The 15,585-nt window shown below is 71.3% G+C and carries 18 protein-coding genes, 1 pseudogene and 1 riboswitch; of the genes and pseudogenes, 10 read left to right on the top strand and 9 right to left on the bottom strand.

What is annotated here, in order from left to right; genetic code table 11:
- Positions 1 to 24: 24 nt before the first annotated feature.
- On the bottom strand, positions 25 to 549 hold the full coding sequence (locus BCD48_RS19640) for a TetR/AcrR family transcriptional regulator (protein ID WP_071046789.1): 525 nt from the start codon (positions 547 to 549) through the stop codon (positions 25 to 27).
- Between the two features lie 133 nt (positions 550 to 682).
- Between BCD48_RS19640 and BCD48_RS19635 the strand changes: the two genes are divergently transcribed.
- Positions 683 to 1,414, top strand: a complete 732-nt coding sequence (locus BCD48_RS19635) for an SDR family oxidoreductase (protein ID WP_083418117.1) — start codon at positions 683 to 685, stop codon at positions 1,412 to 1,414.
- Between the two features lie 193 nt (positions 1,415 to 1,607).
- Here the strand turns inward: BCD48_RS19635 and BCD48_RS19630 are convergent, their stop codons facing one another.
- Both BCD48_RS19630 and BCD48_RS19625 read right to left on the bottom strand, forming a co-directional pair.
- Positions 1,608 to 2,306 carry a hypothetical protein gene (locus tag BCD48_RS19630; RefSeq protein WP_071049890.1) on the bottom strand — a complete coding sequence of 233 codons (699 nt, stop codon included), beginning with the start codon at positions 2,304 to 2,306 and terminating at the stop codon, positions 1,608 to 1,610.
- Entirely contained in the window at positions 2,303 to 2,797 is a 495-nt protein-coding gene (locus tag BCD48_RS19625; RefSeq protein WP_198543314.1) for a sigma-70 family RNA polymerase sigma factor, read from the bottom strand. The genes BCD48_RS19630 and BCD48_RS19625 overlap by 4 nt, the downstream gene beginning before the upstream one ends.
- A gap of 294 nt (positions 2,798 to 3,091) precedes the next feature.
- On the opposite strand from BCD48_RS19625, the pseudogene BCD48_RS46770 reads away from it, so the two are divergent.
- Both BCD48_RS46770 and BCD48_RS19620 read left to right on the top strand, forming a co-directional pair.
- Positions 3,092 to 3,307: pseudogene (locus BCD48_RS46770) on the top strand (transposase); the annotation flags it as partial.
- Complete coding sequence (locus BCD48_RS19620) at positions 3,292 to 3,546, top strand: hypothetical protein (protein WP_071049889.1); 255 nt, start codon at positions 3,292 to 3,294, stop codon at positions 3,544 to 3,546. The pseudogene BCD48_RS46770 and the gene BCD48_RS19620, both read left to right, overlap by 16 nt.
- Here BCD48_RS19620 and BCD48_RS51430 read toward each other — a convergent pair.
- Positions 3,543 to 3,977 carry a nuclear transport factor 2 family protein gene (locus BCD48_RS51430; RefSeq protein WP_157910538.1) on the bottom strand — a complete coding sequence of 145 codons (435 nt, stop codon included), beginning with the start codon at positions 3,975 to 3,977 and terminating at the stop codon, positions 3,543 to 3,545. The two genes, BCD48_RS19620 and BCD48_RS51430, sit on opposite strands and share 4 nt — an antisense overlap.
- Before the next feature lie 279 nt (positions 3,978 to 4,256).
- A riboswitch (cobalamin riboswitch) is annotated at positions 4,257 to 4,454 on the top strand.
- A 28-nt stretch (positions 4,455 to 4,482) separates the two neighbouring features.
- Between BCD48_RS51430 and bluB the strand changes: the two genes are divergently transcribed.
- The gene (gene bluB / locus BCD48_RS19610) at positions 4,483 to 5,154 is read left to right on the top strand and encodes a 5,6-dimethylbenzimidazole synthase (protein WP_071049887.1); all 672 of its coding nucleotides are present in this window, start codon (positions 4,483 to 4,485) and stop codon (positions 5,152 to 5,154) included.
- Positions 5,155 to 5,224: 70 nt separating this feature from the next.
- On the opposite strand, the gene BCD48_RS19605 is transcribed toward bluB, so the two are convergent.
- From BCD48_RS19605 to BCD48_RS52355, 3 genes are all read right to left on the bottom strand, one after another.
- Positions 5,225 to 6,055: a VIT1/CCC1 transporter family protein gene (locus tag BCD48_RS19605; protein ID WP_083418903.1), complete on the bottom strand. Its 831-nt coding sequence runs from the start codon at positions 6,053 to 6,055 to the stop codon at positions 5,225 to 5,227.
- On the bottom strand, positions 6,052 to 6,516 hold the full coding sequence (locus tag BCD48_RS51425) for a peroxiredoxin (protein ID WP_206745021.1): 465 nt from the start codon (positions 6,514 to 6,516) through the stop codon (positions 6,052 to 6,054). The genes BCD48_RS19605 and BCD48_RS51425 overlap by 4 nt, the downstream gene beginning before the upstream one ends.
- A gap of 232 nt (positions 6,517 to 6,748) precedes the next feature.
- The gene (locus BCD48_RS52355; protein ID WP_071049885.1) at positions 6,749 to 7,264 is read right to left on the bottom strand and encodes a hypothetical protein; all 516 of its coding nucleotides are present in this window, start codon (positions 7,262 to 7,264) and stop codon (positions 6,749 to 6,751) included.
- A gap of 200 nt (positions 7,265 to 7,464) precedes the next feature.
- Between BCD48_RS52355 and BCD48_RS19590 the strand changes: the two genes are divergently transcribed.
- A complete protein-coding gene (locus BCD48_RS19590; RefSeq protein WP_083418901.1) occupies positions 7,465 to 8,895 on the top strand; it encodes a DEAD/DEAH box helicase in 1,431 nt (476 codons plus the stop codon).
- A 300-nt stretch (positions 8,896 to 9,195) separates the two neighbouring features.
- On the opposite strand, the gene BCD48_RS19585 is transcribed toward BCD48_RS19590, so the two are convergent.
- Positions 9,196 to 10,203 (bottom strand): sigma-70 family RNA polymerase sigma factor, encoded by a 1,008-nt coding sequence (locus BCD48_RS19585; protein WP_071049883.1) that lies wholly within the window; start codon positions 10,201 to 10,203, stop codon positions 9,196 to 9,198.
- A 159-nt stretch (positions 10,204 to 10,362) separates the two neighbouring features.
- On the opposite strand from BCD48_RS19585, the gene BCD48_RS19580 reads away from it, so the two are divergent.
- Positions 10,363 to 10,941 (top strand): dihydrofolate reductase family protein, encoded by a 579-nt coding sequence (locus BCD48_RS19580; protein WP_071049882.1) that lies wholly within the window; start codon positions 10,363 to 10,365, stop codon positions 10,939 to 10,941.
- On the opposite strand, the gene BCD48_RS19575 is transcribed toward BCD48_RS19580, so the two are convergent.
- Complete coding sequence (locus tag BCD48_RS19575; RefSeq protein WP_071049881.1) at positions 10,938 to 11,192, bottom strand: hypothetical protein; 255 nt, start codon at positions 11,190 to 11,192, stop codon at positions 10,938 to 10,940. The two genes, BCD48_RS19580 and BCD48_RS19575, sit on opposite strands and share 4 nt — an antisense overlap.
- A gap of 144 nt (positions 11,193 to 11,336) precedes the next feature.
- Here BCD48_RS19575 and BCD48_RS19570 point away from each other — a divergent pair, with 144 nt between their 5' ends.
- From BCD48_RS19570 to BCD48_RS19555, 4 genes are read left to right on the top strand one after another with little or no spacing between them, the layout of a single operon-like run.
- Positions 11,337 to 12,374, top strand: coding sequence for an ABC transporter ATP-binding protein (locus tag BCD48_RS19570; RefSeq protein ID WP_071049880.1), 1,038 nt, complete (start codon positions 11,337 to 11,339; stop codon positions 12,372 to 12,374).
- Positions 12,371 to 13,246 (top strand): ABC transporter permease, encoded by an 876-nt coding sequence (locus BCD48_RS19565; protein ID WP_083418900.1) that lies wholly within the window; start codon positions 12,371 to 12,373, stop codon positions 13,244 to 13,246. The genes BCD48_RS19570 and BCD48_RS19565 overlap by 4 nt, the downstream gene beginning before the upstream one ends.
- Before the next feature lie 48 nt (positions 13,247 to 13,294).
- Positions 13,295 to 14,776, top strand: a complete 1,482-nt coding sequence (locus tag BCD48_RS54950) for a sensor histidine kinase (RefSeq protein ID WP_071049879.1) — start codon at positions 13,295 to 13,297, stop codon at positions 14,774 to 14,776.
- Complete coding sequence (locus tag BCD48_RS19555) at positions 14,773 to 15,441, top strand: response regulator (RefSeq protein ID WP_198543313.1); 669 nt, start codon at positions 14,773 to 14,775, stop codon at positions 15,439 to 15,441. Before BCD48_RS54950 ends, BCD48_RS19555 begins: the two co-directional genes overlap by 4 nt.
- Positions 15,442 to 15,585 lie beyond the last annotated feature (144 nt).

The following is a 15,585-nucleotide window of genomic DNA, read 5'->3' as shown; positions in this document are numbered from 1 at the left end:
ATCAGGCAGGCGCTCGGGCAGCCGTTACAAGATCGCCGTGATTGCCGCGACTGTTTCGTCGGCCCAGGTGTGGTCGAGTGGACCGACGTCAAAGATCAGCCGGTACCACAGAGAGCCGTAGACGAAGTCGAGTAGCGGCGTCGTGTGCTCATCGGGGAGCTCGCCCCGGGCTACGGCCCGGTCCAGGAGAGTTCCCAGGGCGGCCCGTCTGGTGACGAGGAACCGGTCCCGGACGTCATGGGCCACGGCCTGGTCCGTGGCTGCCGCCGCCGCGACGGCACGCAGGAGACGCACGGTGGTGTGGTCGGCGGACTCGACGGTGGACCGCAGGAAGGCCCGCAAGTCGCTTGGCAGGGTGCCGTTGTCGGGGAGCGGGATGGTCTCCTGCCCGCGTTCGGCCATCGCGTCGAGGATCACCTCGGTCTTGGATCGCCACCAGCGGTACAGCGTCTCCTTGCTGACGCCGGCCCGCTTCGCGATGGCCTCCATGGAGAGCCCGGCCGGTCCCACCTCGCCCGCCAGCGCCAGGGTCGCCTCCAGGACCGCCATCCGCGCTCGCTCGCTTCGCGGCCGCCCTGGCTGGCGGACGGGTTGTTCGCTCACCTCCGCATCGTAACCGAACGGTCCGTTCGGTATCTGGTGTAGCGTTTGCGAACGGGTCGTTCGGAAACGGAGGTTCGCGATGTCCGCGAGCAGCACCATGCAAGATCGTCACGTCGCCRTCCTCGGCGGCAGCGCCGGGATCGGTTTCGCCACGGCGCGGCTGCTCGCTGGCCGGGGCGTGCAGGTCACCCTCGGCGGGCGCAACCGCGACCGACTCGAGGCCGCGGTCAAGGAACTGGGCGGTACGGMCAGGGGACTTGAGGTGGATGCCGAGGACGTCGGCGCGTTGCGGCGGTTCTTCAGCGAGGCGGGACCGATCAGCGACCTGGTCGTCACAGTCACCCGGCGTGGCGGGGCCGGTCCGGCGGCGGAGCTCGCCGACACCGACCTCGCCGGGGCGTTTCTGGGGAAGCCGGTCGCCCATCTGCGGGCCGTGGCGCTGGCGCTACCGACACTCGCCGAGGACGGCTCGATCACGTTGGTGACCGCGGGTTCGGCGCAGGCCGCGTTGCCGGGGACCGCGGGCTTGGCCGCGGTCAACGGCGCTCTGGAGGCCGCGGTGCGACCACTCGCTGTCGAGCTGGCCCCACGGCGAGTCAACGCCGTGTCCCCCGGCGTCATCGAGACCGGCTGGTGGGACGAAATGCCAGAAGACGCCCGACGGGCCGCGTTCGACCAGTTCGCACGTCGGACTCCGGTCCGGCGCAATGGCCGACCCGATGACGTCGCCGCGGCGATTGTCGCGGTCCTGGAGAACAGCTTCATCACCGGCGTGGTCCTGCCCTGCGACGGCGGGCTGCGGCTTACCTGACCGGCTCGGACGCCCGCCCGGGACGATCAGCGGGCCGACGTCTGGAGTCCCGTGCCGGATCGGCCTAGCCGATCCGGCAGGTCCGGGAGGCATAGTCCACAGGCGTACCGGCCCGCGGCCGACCTACGCGCTTTCGCCGCGGCCTGCGCCGGCTGCCCCTCGCCCTGCTCGCTCCGGCCGACGCGACGTTCCGCTACTTGCGCGCGCCGTCGCCCTCGGACCCGCCACGAACGACGTGCGCGGGCGGCGCGTCCGTGGTGCACGTCAGCGGTACTCCCGTGGGCACCAGGCGCTCGACGGATCCCGGATTCCCGTTCGTGGCGGCCAGTTGGGCCTCGTTCAGGTAGCCGATGAACAGCTGAGTCCCGGCCGGCATCGCCGAGGGGGTGAAGACGAAGGTGACCCTCCCATCGTCTCCCCGCTCGCCCTTCATGACGTCCCTGACCCCGGGCCCTGAGCCGCTCGGGTCGAGCGTTCCGTCGTCCTGCGGGCCCTTGCAGAACTCGCCCTCCTTGATGAGCACCGGGAATCCGGCCTGGCGCAGCGCGGCCTCCAGGCCCGCGTGGTCCTTGATGTACATCTCCTTGTCCCACGTCACATGAACCGTGCCGTCGCTCACGGTGTCCACGGTGTATGCCACCGTACGGATGTGCACGGCGCCCGCCCCGGTGCTGTCGCCCGCCGTCGGCGGCGCGGTCGACGGGCTGCCGTACATCGGGACGCCGAGCGCAAGCCCCGCGGCTGCCGCGACGCCCGCCGTCATGCCCACGATGCGGCGCCGGCGCCGGCGCACCCGGCCCGCGGCCTCGATCTGCTCGACCGGTGTGTCCATGGTGATGTCGTCCAGCGAATCCTTCAGCACGTCCAGTACGTCCATGTCGTGGTCGCTCATTGCCCAACCTCCGGGTTGTCTGCGGTAACGAGGTGGCCGCGCAGTGTCGCAACGGCCCGCGACAGATGGGCGGCGACGGTTCCCGGGGCGATCCCGAGCACCTTGGCCGTGGTGCCGGTGTCGAGGTCGAGGAAGACCCGGTACGCGATCACTTCCCGCTGCCGCCGCGGCAGTTGACGCAGCACGGCCAGCAGCTGGGGGTCCAGACCGGGGTCACTGACCGTGCTAGCCGCGACGTCGGGAACACCGTCCAGCGCTACTTCCCGTCGCCGCCGACGCCACCACGAGACCCGGGTGTTGAGCGCCGTACGCACGATCCATGCGCGCGGCGCCGGATGGCGGCTGACTTTCGGCCACGCCATCCAGGCCCGAGTGAACGCCTCGGCGACCAGGTCCTCGGCCAGCTGCCGATCAGCCACGCTCGCCAAGACTGCCCGCAGGCATGCGTCCTGGCTGGCTTGGTAGAACTCCCTGAACTCCAGCTGCTTCACACCCCCTATACGCCGCAGCGCCTCGATCCGCTTACCTGAGACTCGGACTGGGACTCCGTGACGCGGGCTTCCTTCGCGGGACAACGACCGCCTCGCCGCACTGCGCCAGCAGACCGATGCCTGGCACCACGGCATGCGCGGCCGACCCACCTGGTGGCGCAGCGGCGACGGACGTGGTGTACGGGATGTGATCGACCAGTGACTTGCTGGAGTGGCGGTCCGTGAACTGGGACGGCCACCGCGTGATCCTCTTCGAGAACCGACCAAAGAACTCGAAGACGGAGGAACACTGCGATGGCCGTGCGACCGACTGTGCCCGACGCGGAACTCGTCGGCAAGGAACTGATGATGGCGAGTCCGGATCTGCTGGGCGCGCTGGTGAAAAGGTTCGCGGATTCCCTGATGTCCGCGGAGGCGGACGCGCTGTGCGGAGCGGAATACGGTGAGATCTCGCCCGATCGGGTGAATCGTCGCAACGGTTACCGGAGCCGGGAGTGGGACACCCGGGCTCCCCGACCTGCGTCGGGTCGAGTTCGAGCTACCTGTGGGCCTGCCCCGTCGGCATCGACTGGTTCGTCATGCTCGCCGACACCGTTGACACCGACACCGTGGGGAAGGTCTTCCGTGCCGTCTACGCCCAGCCCCTCACCCCGCACCAGCTCACCCGGCTCTGGCCGGCTGGCCCCCGTATCGGCGGACCCGGCGCCCCCGCGACTCCTGAACGGCCGGCCATACGGATGAGGAGCTAATTCTCCACGAGGGCCTCGTTGGAGTACGTCCTGTCGAACAGGACATCGTTGGTGTGAATCGTGTCGTAGTATTCGCGCACGGACTGAATCGTGCTGCCGCGCACTTCGACGACAAAGCAGATCCGGTTGTCGTACGTCTTTCCGGCCGGCGACACCCCGCGCACCTCGGCTTCGACGACGACCCGATCTCCTTCCGCTGTTCCACTGGTGATGGTCATTTCTATCCCAGCCGGCATGACCGTTCCTACCAAGCCGAGCAGATCGACGAGCTTCTGCTTGGTGTATGTGCCCGCCAGCGGGATGTGCTCCGGCTTTCCGGACACCAACCACGTAGCCTTCTCGTCCATCAGGTCCATGGCGGCTTTGATGCGCCCCACCGACAGGTTCTCGAAGAAACTGAACACCATGTTCTTGTTTGCCGTCGTACTCAACCGCACTCCTTGTTGATCTTCGGCACGATTTGCCGCTAGCTCGATGACAAGCGGCCATGCTAACCCGCGGTCGGCGACGGCCCAGAGCTTCGCCGACCGGCAGCCGAGCTGACAGGCCCCGCCCGGAGTTCCGTGGCAGCCAGCGTGGCAGCCAAGCCGGTGGACGACGGCGGACGATCGGGGGACGCCGGCCAAACCGGGATCATCGGGCTCTGGTGTGGGCCTCGTCCAGACCGGCCAACGAGCCCGGCGGCGGGCACCAGGCCCTGATAGCGTGCACGGCGGCATCGTTTGCGGGGTGCCCCGGGTGACCGGGGAGAATCGGGAAGCCGGTGGAAGTCCGGCACGGGCCCGCCGCGGTAACCGGGGAGTCCCCGTCCACGCGCTCAGCGCGGCCACTGGACCTAACAGTCCGGGAAGGCGGACGGTCGGCGTCGATCCGGGAGTCCGAAGACCGGCCCCGCGCGGGTGCCGCCCTGGGGCGGCCGGACAGCGGGAGCCTGCCATGCCTACGCATCTGTACGACGTGATCCACCAGCGCCGCGACGTGCGCGGCCAGTTCACTGGCGCGCCGATCCCCAGCGAGATCCTCGAGCGGGTGCTCGAGGCCGCACACGCCGCGCCGAGTGTCGGACTCAGCCAGCCCTGGGACTTCATCCTCGTCACCGACCGGCGCACACGGCGGGCCTTTCACGCCCACGTTCGGTGCGAGCGGGAGGTCTTCGCCGCGTCGCTTGCCGAACAACGGGCCGCCCGCTTCAGCCGGATAAAGATCGACGGGGTGATGGAGTCGTCCCTGTCGCTGGTCGTGACCTACGACCAGCGACGCGGGGCGCCGGCGGTCCTGGGCCGACACGCCATCGCCGACGCAGGTCTTTACTCCGTCTGCCTGGCGATCCAGAACCTGTGGCTCGCGGCCACGGCCGAGGGTCTCGGCGTGGGATGGGTCTCCTTCTACCGGGAAGCGTTCGTCCGCGACCTGCTCGCCATCCCCGCGGACATCCGACCCGTCGCGTGGCTGTGCCTCGGACCGGTAACCCACCACGAATCCATCCCCGACCTCGAGCGCCACGGCTGGGCGAACCGGCGCCCGCTTCGCCAGGCGGTCCACCAGGAACGCTGGCATCCGACCGCCGACGACAACGACTGCGACTCGTCGAGAGCGCCGTCGACGTAGAAGTGGAAGAAGGCGTTGACGTACTTCAGCGGCACGCTCGCCTCCATCTCGGCGCGCGTCTCCTCGTCGGTCAACTCACTGTTGAGCCGAACAGCTTTCCGATGCTGTAGGTGGCTGCCGCTGCGGCCAGGATGATAGCCAGCTGGCGCAGCGCCCCACGCCTCATCGAGTGATCGCTGGAGCGGGCGATGCCGGCCCCGACGAGGATGCTGGCGATGGCGGTCAGGGCGATGGACACGGATACGGCGGGGACGCCGCGCAGGAACCACCAGGGCGCGAGCGGTATGAGGGCTCCCCCGGCGAAGTAGGCGAGCGATGTGGTCGCGGCGGTCAGTGGCGAGCCGAGCCCGGCGGGACTGATGCCAAACACGATCTGAGCGGTGAAGGCAAGAAACCGCTCCTCGTCCAGCGCGAGCTCTGCTGGCGCGGATTGCGCGGTTGCCCGGGCGAATCCCGCGGCCTCTAGGCGTGATGAGAGCTCGTCGAGCATCAATCGTGGGTTACGCGTGACCAGTCGCCGGATCTTGACAAGCAGGCCACCGTAGAGTTCGGCCTGACTGCGTACGGAGACCCATTCACCCGCAGCCATCGACAGCGCGCCGGCGAGCAGGCTGGCGAACCCGGCCAGACGGACGGTGCCGGGCGACGCGTGCGCGCCGGCCATGCCCAGAATGAGGCAGATGTTGGTGACGAGGCCGTCGTTAATGCCCAGCACCGCGGCTCGCGCGCCGCCACGCGCGACCCGGGCTACCTGGTCAGCAAGATCGGCTGCATCGAATGCCGGATCGGTGGGCCGACTCGCGGCGGTCGTGCGCAGCGGCCACGCCGGTCGGTGTGCTCGATACGCTCGGTGGCCGGCGGGCAGGAACGGAACGACCCCCGCGGGCACGTCCTCACTCATGCCCGGCCCAGCTCGGCGAGAGTGGACAGTACAGAGACGGCATGCTCCTGGACACCGGCGACGACATATGTCTTGCGGACGACGCCATCGGGATCGACCAGGTATGACACTCGAAGCGGAAAGGCGGCGTACTGGTCGTCTGGGTCCCGCTCGACCGCGAACAGGCGCCCCACGCTGTGGTCCACATCCGAAAGCAGCGGGAACTCGAAGCCCTGTTCCTCGGCCCAAGCCTTGTTCTCTTCAGGTGTGTCGAACGACAGGCCCACAATGAGACAGCCGGCTGCCTGAAACTGCTCGGCCTGGTCTCGTAGTTCCTGACCTTCGATGGTGCAGCCGGGCGACCCGGCCTTGGGATACCACCACAACAACGCCCAGTGCCCCGCAAGCGCAGTCGAGGCGACCAACCTCCCGTCCTGGTCCGGGAGGGCGAAGACAGGAACGCGGGCGCCTGGGTCGAGCATGTGGGCGATGCTATGTCGCCGACGGCCAGCTATCCGCGGCCGGGCGACCCCGCGACGCACTATCGCCACCTGGTGGCGCGGGACGGCGATCTCGACCTCTATCTCGTGGGGCCGACCACCCACACCGGCCATTGCGAGCAGCCTGCGCACCAGGAACACGACCGTGACACCACGGCCCGTCATGATCCCCGACCTCACCGCGTCGCACGCCTGGTGACCTGTGACCCTGGCCTCACACCGGCATGTGGTCCAGACGCCGCTGGCCGACCGGCTGGCGCGGCGACGACTGGCCGCGCTCACGCCCGGATATGTGCGGGCGGCGATCCGGCGCTGGCAGCAGGAGGGCCTGTCGGTGCCGACGGTGTCCGGCCGCTGGCTTGCCCTGCGTTCGGCGGTGTCCTGGGCAGTCGACGAAGAGCTTCTGCCTAGCAACCCACTTGCCGGCGTGAAGGGCCCACGGCGGCCGGTACCGCGACGCCACCACACCCTCGCCGAGGTCTGCCAGCTTCTGCGCACCGCCGAGGCCCAGGTCGCCGCCGCCGAACACGTGGTACGCGCCCGCCTGGACCGCGCCGGGCCTGCGCGGGCGCTGTTCACCGCCGAGCAAAATTTGCTGTTGGTGCGGCTTGCGGCCGATTCCGGTGCCCGCCGGGGTGAACTGGCCTGCCTGCGCCGCTGCGACCTGGACGGTCGGGTTCTGACCATCGAGCGGGCGCTGTGCGGCGGGCCTCACCGCACTGGTCAGCACCGATGCGGCGCACGGACCAGCTATGCTGACTGCATCAGCTCGTCGAGCTCCTGCCGCGAGTTGTCCGCGCGTCGTAGCACCCGCTGCTCAGCATCGGGCCTCGGCTCCGCGCGTAACCGGTCGAGATCCTCGGATCCGGTTGTCGGCGGGACATCCACACAGATAGCGATTTTTTCTTGTCTTCGTTCACCGATCTTGGCGTGCCTGCGCGCCTGACCGACGTTCTCACCCGTCTCGCCATCGAGATCCCCACCCCCATCCAGCGGGCGACGCTGCCGGACGCGCTCGCTGGACGTGACGTCCTCGGCCGCGGCCGCACGGGGTCCGGCAAGACGCTCGCGTTCCTCCTGCCCGTGGTCGCGCGGCTGTCCGGCGGGCCCCGGGCCCGAGCAGGGGCTCCGCGCGCGCTGATTCTGGCGCCCACCCGCGAGCTCGCCGCGCAGATCGACACGGCTCTGCGGCCGCTCGCCGCCGCGGCCGGCCTCACCTCGTGCACCGTGTTCGGCGGCGTCGGTCAGAACCCGCAGGTGGCCGCGATCCGGCGGGGCGTCGACATCGTCGTGGCCTGCCCCGGCCGGCTCGAGGATCTCCTCGCGCAGGGGCACTGCTCGCTGGCCCAGGTAAAGGTCACCGTGCTGGACGAGGCCGACCACATGGCCGACCTGGGGTTCCTTCCCGCCGTACGCCGGCTGATCGGCCAGACCCCGGCCGGCGGGCAGCGAATGCTGTTCTCGGCCACCCTGGACAAGGCCATCGACACCCTGGTGCGCCAGTACCTCAGCAAACCCGCGGTACACGAGGCCGACTCCGCCCAGTCCCCGGTGGGCACCATGGCGCACCATCTGCTGCACGTCGAGCGGGACAGCCGGCTCCCCGTGCTCGTCGACCTGTCCAGCGCACCAGGCCGCACGGTCGTGTTCACCCGCACGAAGCACGGCGCCAAGGCTCTGGCCCGCCACCTCAACCGCGCCGGCGTGCCCACGGTCGAGCTGCACGGCAACCTGAGCCAGAACGCCCGTACCCGCAACCTCGACGACTTCCAGACAGGCCGGGCCTCGGCGCTGGTCGCCACGGACATCGCCGCCCGCGGCATCCATGTCGACAACGTGGCCCTCGTGATCCACGCCGACCCGCCGGCCGACCACAAGGCATACCTGCACCGTTCCGGGCGCACCGCGCGCGCCGGCAACAGCGGCACCGTCATCACCCTGGCGACCACGGAGCAGATCCGTGAGGTCACGCAGCTGGCCCGCGCCGCCGGCATCAGGCCGACGACCACACGGGTCGCATCCGCCGATCACCCGATACTCTCCACGCTCGCCCCCGGCGCTCGGTCGCTCACCAGCCCCGCGATCGCGATCCAGGCGGAGACCAGAACCAGTCCAGCCCAACGCATGCCGGTTGGCGGAGACCGCGGCACCGAGCCGACACCTCGAACAGGCAGACGGCGTGGACGCCGCCCCGCCGGCAACCACGGCCACCGCGCCGGGCGGGCCACGGCGTCTCGACCGCCGATGGCCACGGCTCGTACCAACTCACCCGATCACGAGGCCGCCCCGTCGACCGCCGAGCGACCCAGGTCGCGACCGACCCACAGCGCCGCGACGTTCAGCGCACGCCGCGCCCGCTGACCAGACTCGGTCACACCCATACGACACGTGCGTGTGACCGAGTCGCACGGCATTCCCGCGCGCAGCCGATCATGGTGCGGCTGCGCGCCCCCGGGTCGCTCGACCCGACCGGCGGAGCCAGCGTTCGGCGAAGGCGTTTGCGCGCGGCGCCTGGACCGGTGTCCTGAGGCGGCAGTCGCCCCCTGGTGCTCCGGAGCCGCCTTGGTCTCCCGCCGTCCCGTGGCAACGCGCGCCGCGCTCGGTTCAGCGCCCCACCCGGCCGAGCGTCGTCAGTGCGGAAGTCGATCGTTGGGATGCCGGCTATCGGCTGGGGATCGATCGCCGTAGCCCGAACGACGGGAGCACGCTGTTGTCGAAGCGGGTCAGGGCGCAGATCCGATCGCCGGTGAGGGTGAGGAGGTAGAGGCCGGTCCCGTGGCTGATGCCGTTGGGAGAGCGCAGGTAGGCTCCGAACGCCGGCTGACCGTTGGCTCGCGTCGGGACGAGGTCGAACCGGCGACCCGCGCTGAAAATACTGGCGCAGAAGCGGGCCACGACGTCTCGGCCCTCGTACTCGAAGGGCATCGGCGGCATCGACATGAACACGTCGTCGGTCAGAAGGTCCACCAGCGCGTCGAGATCGGCGGATTCCCACGCCTGCGCGAATTTCGCCACGATCGCGTTCTCGGCGGGGGAGTCGGAGGCGGGCGGTGGTTCGCGGTCGTCGTTAGCCATCCGTCGCTGCTCCAGGCCGGCGCGAGCGCGCTTGAGCGCGCTCTTGACCGATTCGACGCTCGAGTCGAGCATCTCGGCCACCTCGTTCGCGTGGAATCCGAGGACGTCGCGCAGGATGAGCACGGCGAGCTGACGGGGCGGCAGGACCTGAAGGGCGGTCACGAAGGCGAAAGAGATGGCTTCGTTCTGCTCGTAGCAGGCCTCCGGGCCCAGCGGCGCGTCGACCGCGCTCTCGAACAGGGCGTCGGGCATTGGCTCGAGCCATACGACTTCGCCGAGCCGGGTCGGCTCGGGCGGTCCGACATTGGGCACGTCCCACTCCTTGGCCAGGCGTCGGCTGGCCGACCTGCGCGCGTTGAGGCACCGGTTCGTCGCGATCCGGTAGAGCCAGGTTCGCGGCGAGGCGCGTCCTTCGAACCCGGCGAAGCCTTGCCAGGCGGCCAGCAGCGCGTCCTGCAGGACGTCCTCGGCGTCCTGGAACGACCCGAGCATCCGGTAGCAGTGCACCAGCAGCTCCCGGCGGTACGGCTCGGTCAGCTGCCGGAACGCGTCGCCGTCCCCGGCCCGCGCTCTGGAGATCAAGTCGGCGGCCACATCCAACACCCTCGGATCACTTCCCTTCGCGTCTCGTCGCTCGTCTGTATGGACACCGGCCCGGGGGCAAAGGGGGCGGCCCGCCGACGCCCCCTTTTCGACGTCGCGGTGTCTACATCGGTGGCAGGTGACAACACAACCCGACACCGGAGAGACGCGATGGGAAAGATCATTATCAGCACGAACGCCTCACTGGACGGAGTCGTCCAGGACCCGGACGGCCAGGAGGGCTTCCGGCTGGGCGGCTGGTTCAACCAGTTCGGGGGCAAGGACCTCGATGCGTGGTTCACGATCTCGTTCGAGGAGGCGCTGGGCGCCGAGGCCCTTCTGCTCGGTCGGCGCAGTGACGAGTGGTTCGCCGCGCGGTGGCTGTCGCGCAGCGGCGACTTCGCCGACCGGCTGAACGGCCTGCCCAAGTACGTCGTGTCCTCGACCGTCGACGAGCCCAGGTGGAGCAACGCGACCGTCCTCGGGGGCGACGTGGTGGACCAGGTCTCGAAGCTGAAGGATGCGCTGGACGGGGAGATCCTCGTCTACGCCAGCTATCAGCTCGGGCGCACGCTGATCGAGCACGACCTGGTCGACGAGCTGCGGCTGTCCGTCTTCCCGGTGGTGCTCGGGGCCGGCGAGCGTCTCTTCGGTGAGACCGGCGACCAGAAAGGCCTGCGCCTCGTCCAGGCCCGGACCATCGGTGACAATCTCGTCCACCTCACCTACCGGGTTGGTCGCGACGTCTAGCTGACCTCGGCCGGAAAGCGCCTCCGTGGGTCCGGGGGCACCCCACCCACGGAGGCGCCTCGGCACGCCTGCGCCGGCGCCCGCGGCGACAGCGCCGGCCGCAATGGGAGGGCGCCGGCGCCGAGCGCGACCGGCAGCACCGGCAGCACCGGCAGCACCAGCAGCACCAGCAGCACCAGCAGCACCGTGTCGACGCAGCCAACGGCGAGCAGCCGGGTCGCTCCCCAGCGCCGGAACGCCGGCCCGGCCACCAGAGACTCCAGGAGCCCGCCCGCGGGCGATGGCCCTCCCTCGGGGACGGGAGAGCCGTGGCCTGGTTTTCTGCCCGTGGGCAGAGCCGCGGTTCTGCCCGTGGGTCGATGTGCCGGTGGCCGCGGCGGCGAACCATTGGCGGCATGACAGATCTTCCAGTGGTGATGGTGCGCGGCCTGCGCAAGGCTTACGGCGAGCGGGTCGTCGTCGACGACGTGGATCTCGACGTGGCGGCCGGCGAGGTGGTCGGTCTGATCGGCGCCAACGGTGCCGGCAAGACCACGACGGTGGAGTGCGTCCAGGGGCTGCGGCGCCCGGATGCCGGGACGGTACGGGTTCTCGGCCTGGACCCGGTGCGCCACGCGGACCGGGTCCGCCGCTGGGTCGGCAGCCAGCTGCAGGACTCGGCGCTGCCCGACCGGCTCCGGGTGCACGAGGCGGTCGAACTGTTCGCCACCGGCCGCGCCCGGCCGGCCGGCGAGCTGCTTGACCAGTTCGGGCTGGCGGAGCGCCGCCGATCGGCGTTCGCCTCGCTCAGCGGCGGCGAACGACAGCGGCTGTTCCTGGTCCTGGCACTGCTGAACCGGCCGCGGCTGGTGATCCTGGACGAGCTCACCCAGGGTCTGGACCCGGCCGCCCGGCGCGGCGTGTGGTCGGCGGTCCGGCAGCTACGCGACGAGGGCACCACCGTGCTGCTGGTGACCCACGAGCTCGACGAGGCCGAGGCGCTGTGCGACCGGGTGGTGGCCATGCGCCGCGGGCGGGTGCTGGACGCCGGGCCGCCCGCGCGGCTGGTGGACCGACACGCGGGCTGGGCGCGGGTCCAGTTCGGCTGGCCGCCGGGCGACCGCGGCGACGCGAGCGGGATCGGCGACGCGGGCGAGGCCGGCGAGCTGGTTCGGGCCATGCGCGCGCTGCCGGGCGTTCGGGACGTCTCGGTGCATGGCGACCAGGTCCGGGTGCACGGCGACCGGCCGGTGATCGCCCACGTCGGCGCCGAGCTCGTGCGCCGCGGCCGGATCCCCGCCGATCTGCGGGTGGAACTGCCCGATCTCGAGGCCGCGCTGCTCCGACTGCTGCGCGACGACGACACCTCCACCACCGCACCGACCGCCACGTCAGCCACTCCCGCCTACCATGCCGGCCCCTTCACCGCGGAACTGATCGGAGCCCAGCAATGACCGCCACCATGGAGCCCTCGCTCGCCACCGCCACCGACGCGGTGACGACGCCAGCCACCGCACCGACCACCACCACGACGGCGACGGCGGGTACAGCCACGGCGACGGACGCCGGCGAGGCGGCCGGGCGCGGGGCCGTGCGCCGGCTGATCCGCGCCGAGCTGCGGCTGACCGTCCGTGACCCGATGACGATGTTCTTCGTGTTCGCCTTCCCGGTCGTAACAATGCTGATCATCGGCGGCTCGTTCGGACGCTCGCCGGACGAGGATTTCGGCGGGACGGATCCGGCGCACTGGTATGTCGCGTCCTATCTGACGGTCGTGATCGCCGCCGCCGGGCTGGTCATGCTGCCGGTGCACATCGCGTCCTACCGGGAGCGCGGGGTGCTGCGCCGGTTCGCCGCCGCCGGCTTCAGCCGCTGGTCGTTCGCCGCCGCGCAGCTGGTTGCCGGGCTCGTGGCCATCGCGCTGGCCGGTGCCGTGCTGCTGGCCGTCGCCGCCCCTGTCTATGGCGTGCCGACCCCGCACAGCTGGTGGCGGGTGGCCGTCGGGCTGGCCGCCGGCGCGGTCGCCTTCGTCAGCATCGGCGTCCTGCTGGGCACGCTGCTGCCCTCGGCCCGCTCGGCGCAGGCGGTGGGGCTGCTGCTCTTCTTCCCGTCGTTCCTGCTCGGCGCCGGCGGGCCACCGCCGGCCGTGATGGGCTCGGCGCTGCGCGTGATCGCCGGCCCGCTGCCGCTGACCCTGGTTACGAAAGCGGTGCGCGAGCCGTGGCTCGGCATCGGCGACGCCACCGGCCCGCTCGTGGCCGTCGTCGCGCTGGCGCTGGTCGCCCTGGCTGTCTCCGCCCGCCGCAGCTCGCTGACCTCGCGGTAGTTTGCCGTGAGCCTGATTCCGGCTGGCGATCGCCGTACCATGCGCCCCATGAACGCGCTGGGCCCGTGGGCCGCCCGGTGGGGACCGCCGGTCGCCTTCGCGCTGTTCACGCTCGTCGGGGTGGCCTGGCAGGGGGTTGGCTGGCGCGGGGCCGACGCCGCGCGGCTCGTGGCGGCCGGGATCGCCGTCGTCGCCGTGCTGCTCGTGCGGCCCGGCCACCGGCTGCGCGCGCCGGCGGCGGCGGTCGCCGCCGCCGCCGGCGCGGCCGTGGTCTGCGCCGGCTCCTCGTCGAATGTTGGCTGGTTCGCGCTGGTGGTCCTCGCGGGCTGGCTGGTGGCCATCGCGGCACCGGCGGTCTGGCTGCCGTTCTGGGCCGGCGCCCTCGCGCTGTTCGGGGTGCAGGCACTGACCTCCCCCGACCCTGGGTGGGGCGCGTGGGCCGCCGGCACCACCTTCGCGACCTTCTGCTGCTGGCTCGCTCGCCGCGAGCACACCCTCGCCGAGCAACTGCGGCAGGCTCAGGCCGGGCTGGCCGAACGGGCGGTCGCCGAGGAACGCAACCGGATCGCCCGCGAGGTGCACGACGTCGTGGCGCACTCGCTGACCGTCTCCCTGCTGCACATCTCCAGCGCCCGTCTCGCCGTCGAGGAGGACCCGGCGGAGGCGGCCCGCGCGCTGGCGGAGGCCGAGCGGCTCGGCCGGGCCGCCCTCACCGAGGTGCGCCAGGTGGTCGGGCTGATGCGTGACCGTGCCACCGGCCCATCGCACGTCCCGCTGCCCGACGCCACCGGGATTCCTGACCTGGTCGAGGGGTACCGCGCCGCCGGGGCGCCGGTGGCCCTGGAAGTCACCGGCGACCTTGCGGGCCTGCCGAGCACCACCGGGCTGGCCGTCTACCGCATCCTGCAGGAGGCGCTGACGAACAGCGTCCGGCACGCGCCCGGCGCCGCGTCAACGGCCCGGCTGGCCGTCACCCACGGCCGGTTGTCACTCACCATCGACACTCACCCGCCTGTCCGCGACACCACGCTGGTCAGCGATACCGCCGCCGCGGCAGCCGCCACGGGCACCACCACGGCCGCGGCGGCGATGACGCAGGCCATGACGACCCGCGTCGCGGGCGCCCGCGGCGGGCTGGGCCTGGTCGGGATGCGGCAGCGGGCAGAGGCGCTCGGCGGCACCTGCGCCGCCGGGCCGGGCGGCTCCGGCTGGCGAGTACATGCCGAGATCCCACTGCCGGCTGGCACCGGCGGTCAGGTCGCCGTGCCAGCGCCGACGCGGTCAACGACGTCCTCGCGGGCGCCATCGCGGCCACGCTCGAAGCCGGCGGAGCCAGCGTCGCCGACGCCACTGGAGCCCGGGCCGGGGCCGGAGCCGGCAGAGCCGACGGCCGAACCGGCATCGTCCAAGCCTGCGGCGCCCGAACTGGCATCGTCCAAGCCTGCGGCGCCCGAACTGGCGTCGTCCAGGCCAGCGGCGGCTCGGCCGACGGCGTCGCCGGCCACGGCAGACGCGCTGGCCACGCCATGATCCGAGTGCTGCTCGTCGACGACCAGGAACTCGTCCGGGTGGGTCTGAAGGGCATCCTGCGGGCCAGGTTCGGCTTCGAGATCGTTGGTGAGTGCTCGGACGGCGCGGGCGTGGCCGCGGCCGTCGCTCATTGCAGACCGGACGTAGTGCTGATGGACGTCCGGATGCCGGTCGTGGACGGTGTCGCCGCCACGGCGGCGCTGCGCCGGCTCGCCGACCCGCCGCCCGTCCTGGTGCTGACCACGTTCGAGGACGAGGAGATCCTGGCGGCGGCGCTGCGCGCCGGCGCGTCCGGTTTCCTGCTCAAGGGCGTGCCCGCCGAGGACCTGCAGCGCGCGGTGCGCACCGTCGCGGCCGGCGGCGCGTGGCTCGACCCGGCCGTGACCGGGCACGTGCTCACCACCTACCGGGCTGCCCCCGGCCTCGTCCCGGTCCAGGGTGCCGCGCTGAACGTCCTGACCGCCCGTGAGCGGCAGGTCCTGGCGCTGATCGGCCGCGGCGCGACCAACCAGGAGATCGCCCGCGAGCTCGTCCTCGGCGAGGGAACCGTCAAGACCCACATCGGCCACCTCTTCGCCAAGCTCAGCCTGCGCGACCGGGCCGCCGCCGTCGTCTTCGCCTTCGACCACGGCCTCGTCCAACCGGCCCCGCCGCCTGATCGTTGAGCGCGCTCGCGGTCGTAAGAACGTCGCAAGAACACAGCCTGCTCGACGTGCGGCGGACAACCCTTCTATCGAGGAGGCCAGCCGGGCTGGGCGGCACCCAATGCCCCGGCGGGCCTGTCCTGAGTAGCAACATTGCCACCAGGT

The sequence above is a fragment of the Pseudofrankia coriaricola genome (genome assembly GCF_001854805.1).
In the GTDB taxonomy this organism is placed as follows: Bacteria; Actinomycetota; Actinomycetes; order Frankiales; family Frankiaceae; genus Pseudofrankia.
The sequence above is the reverse complement of the archived record's forward strand: the minus strand, read 5'-3'. Positions and strand labels throughout refer to the sequence as shown.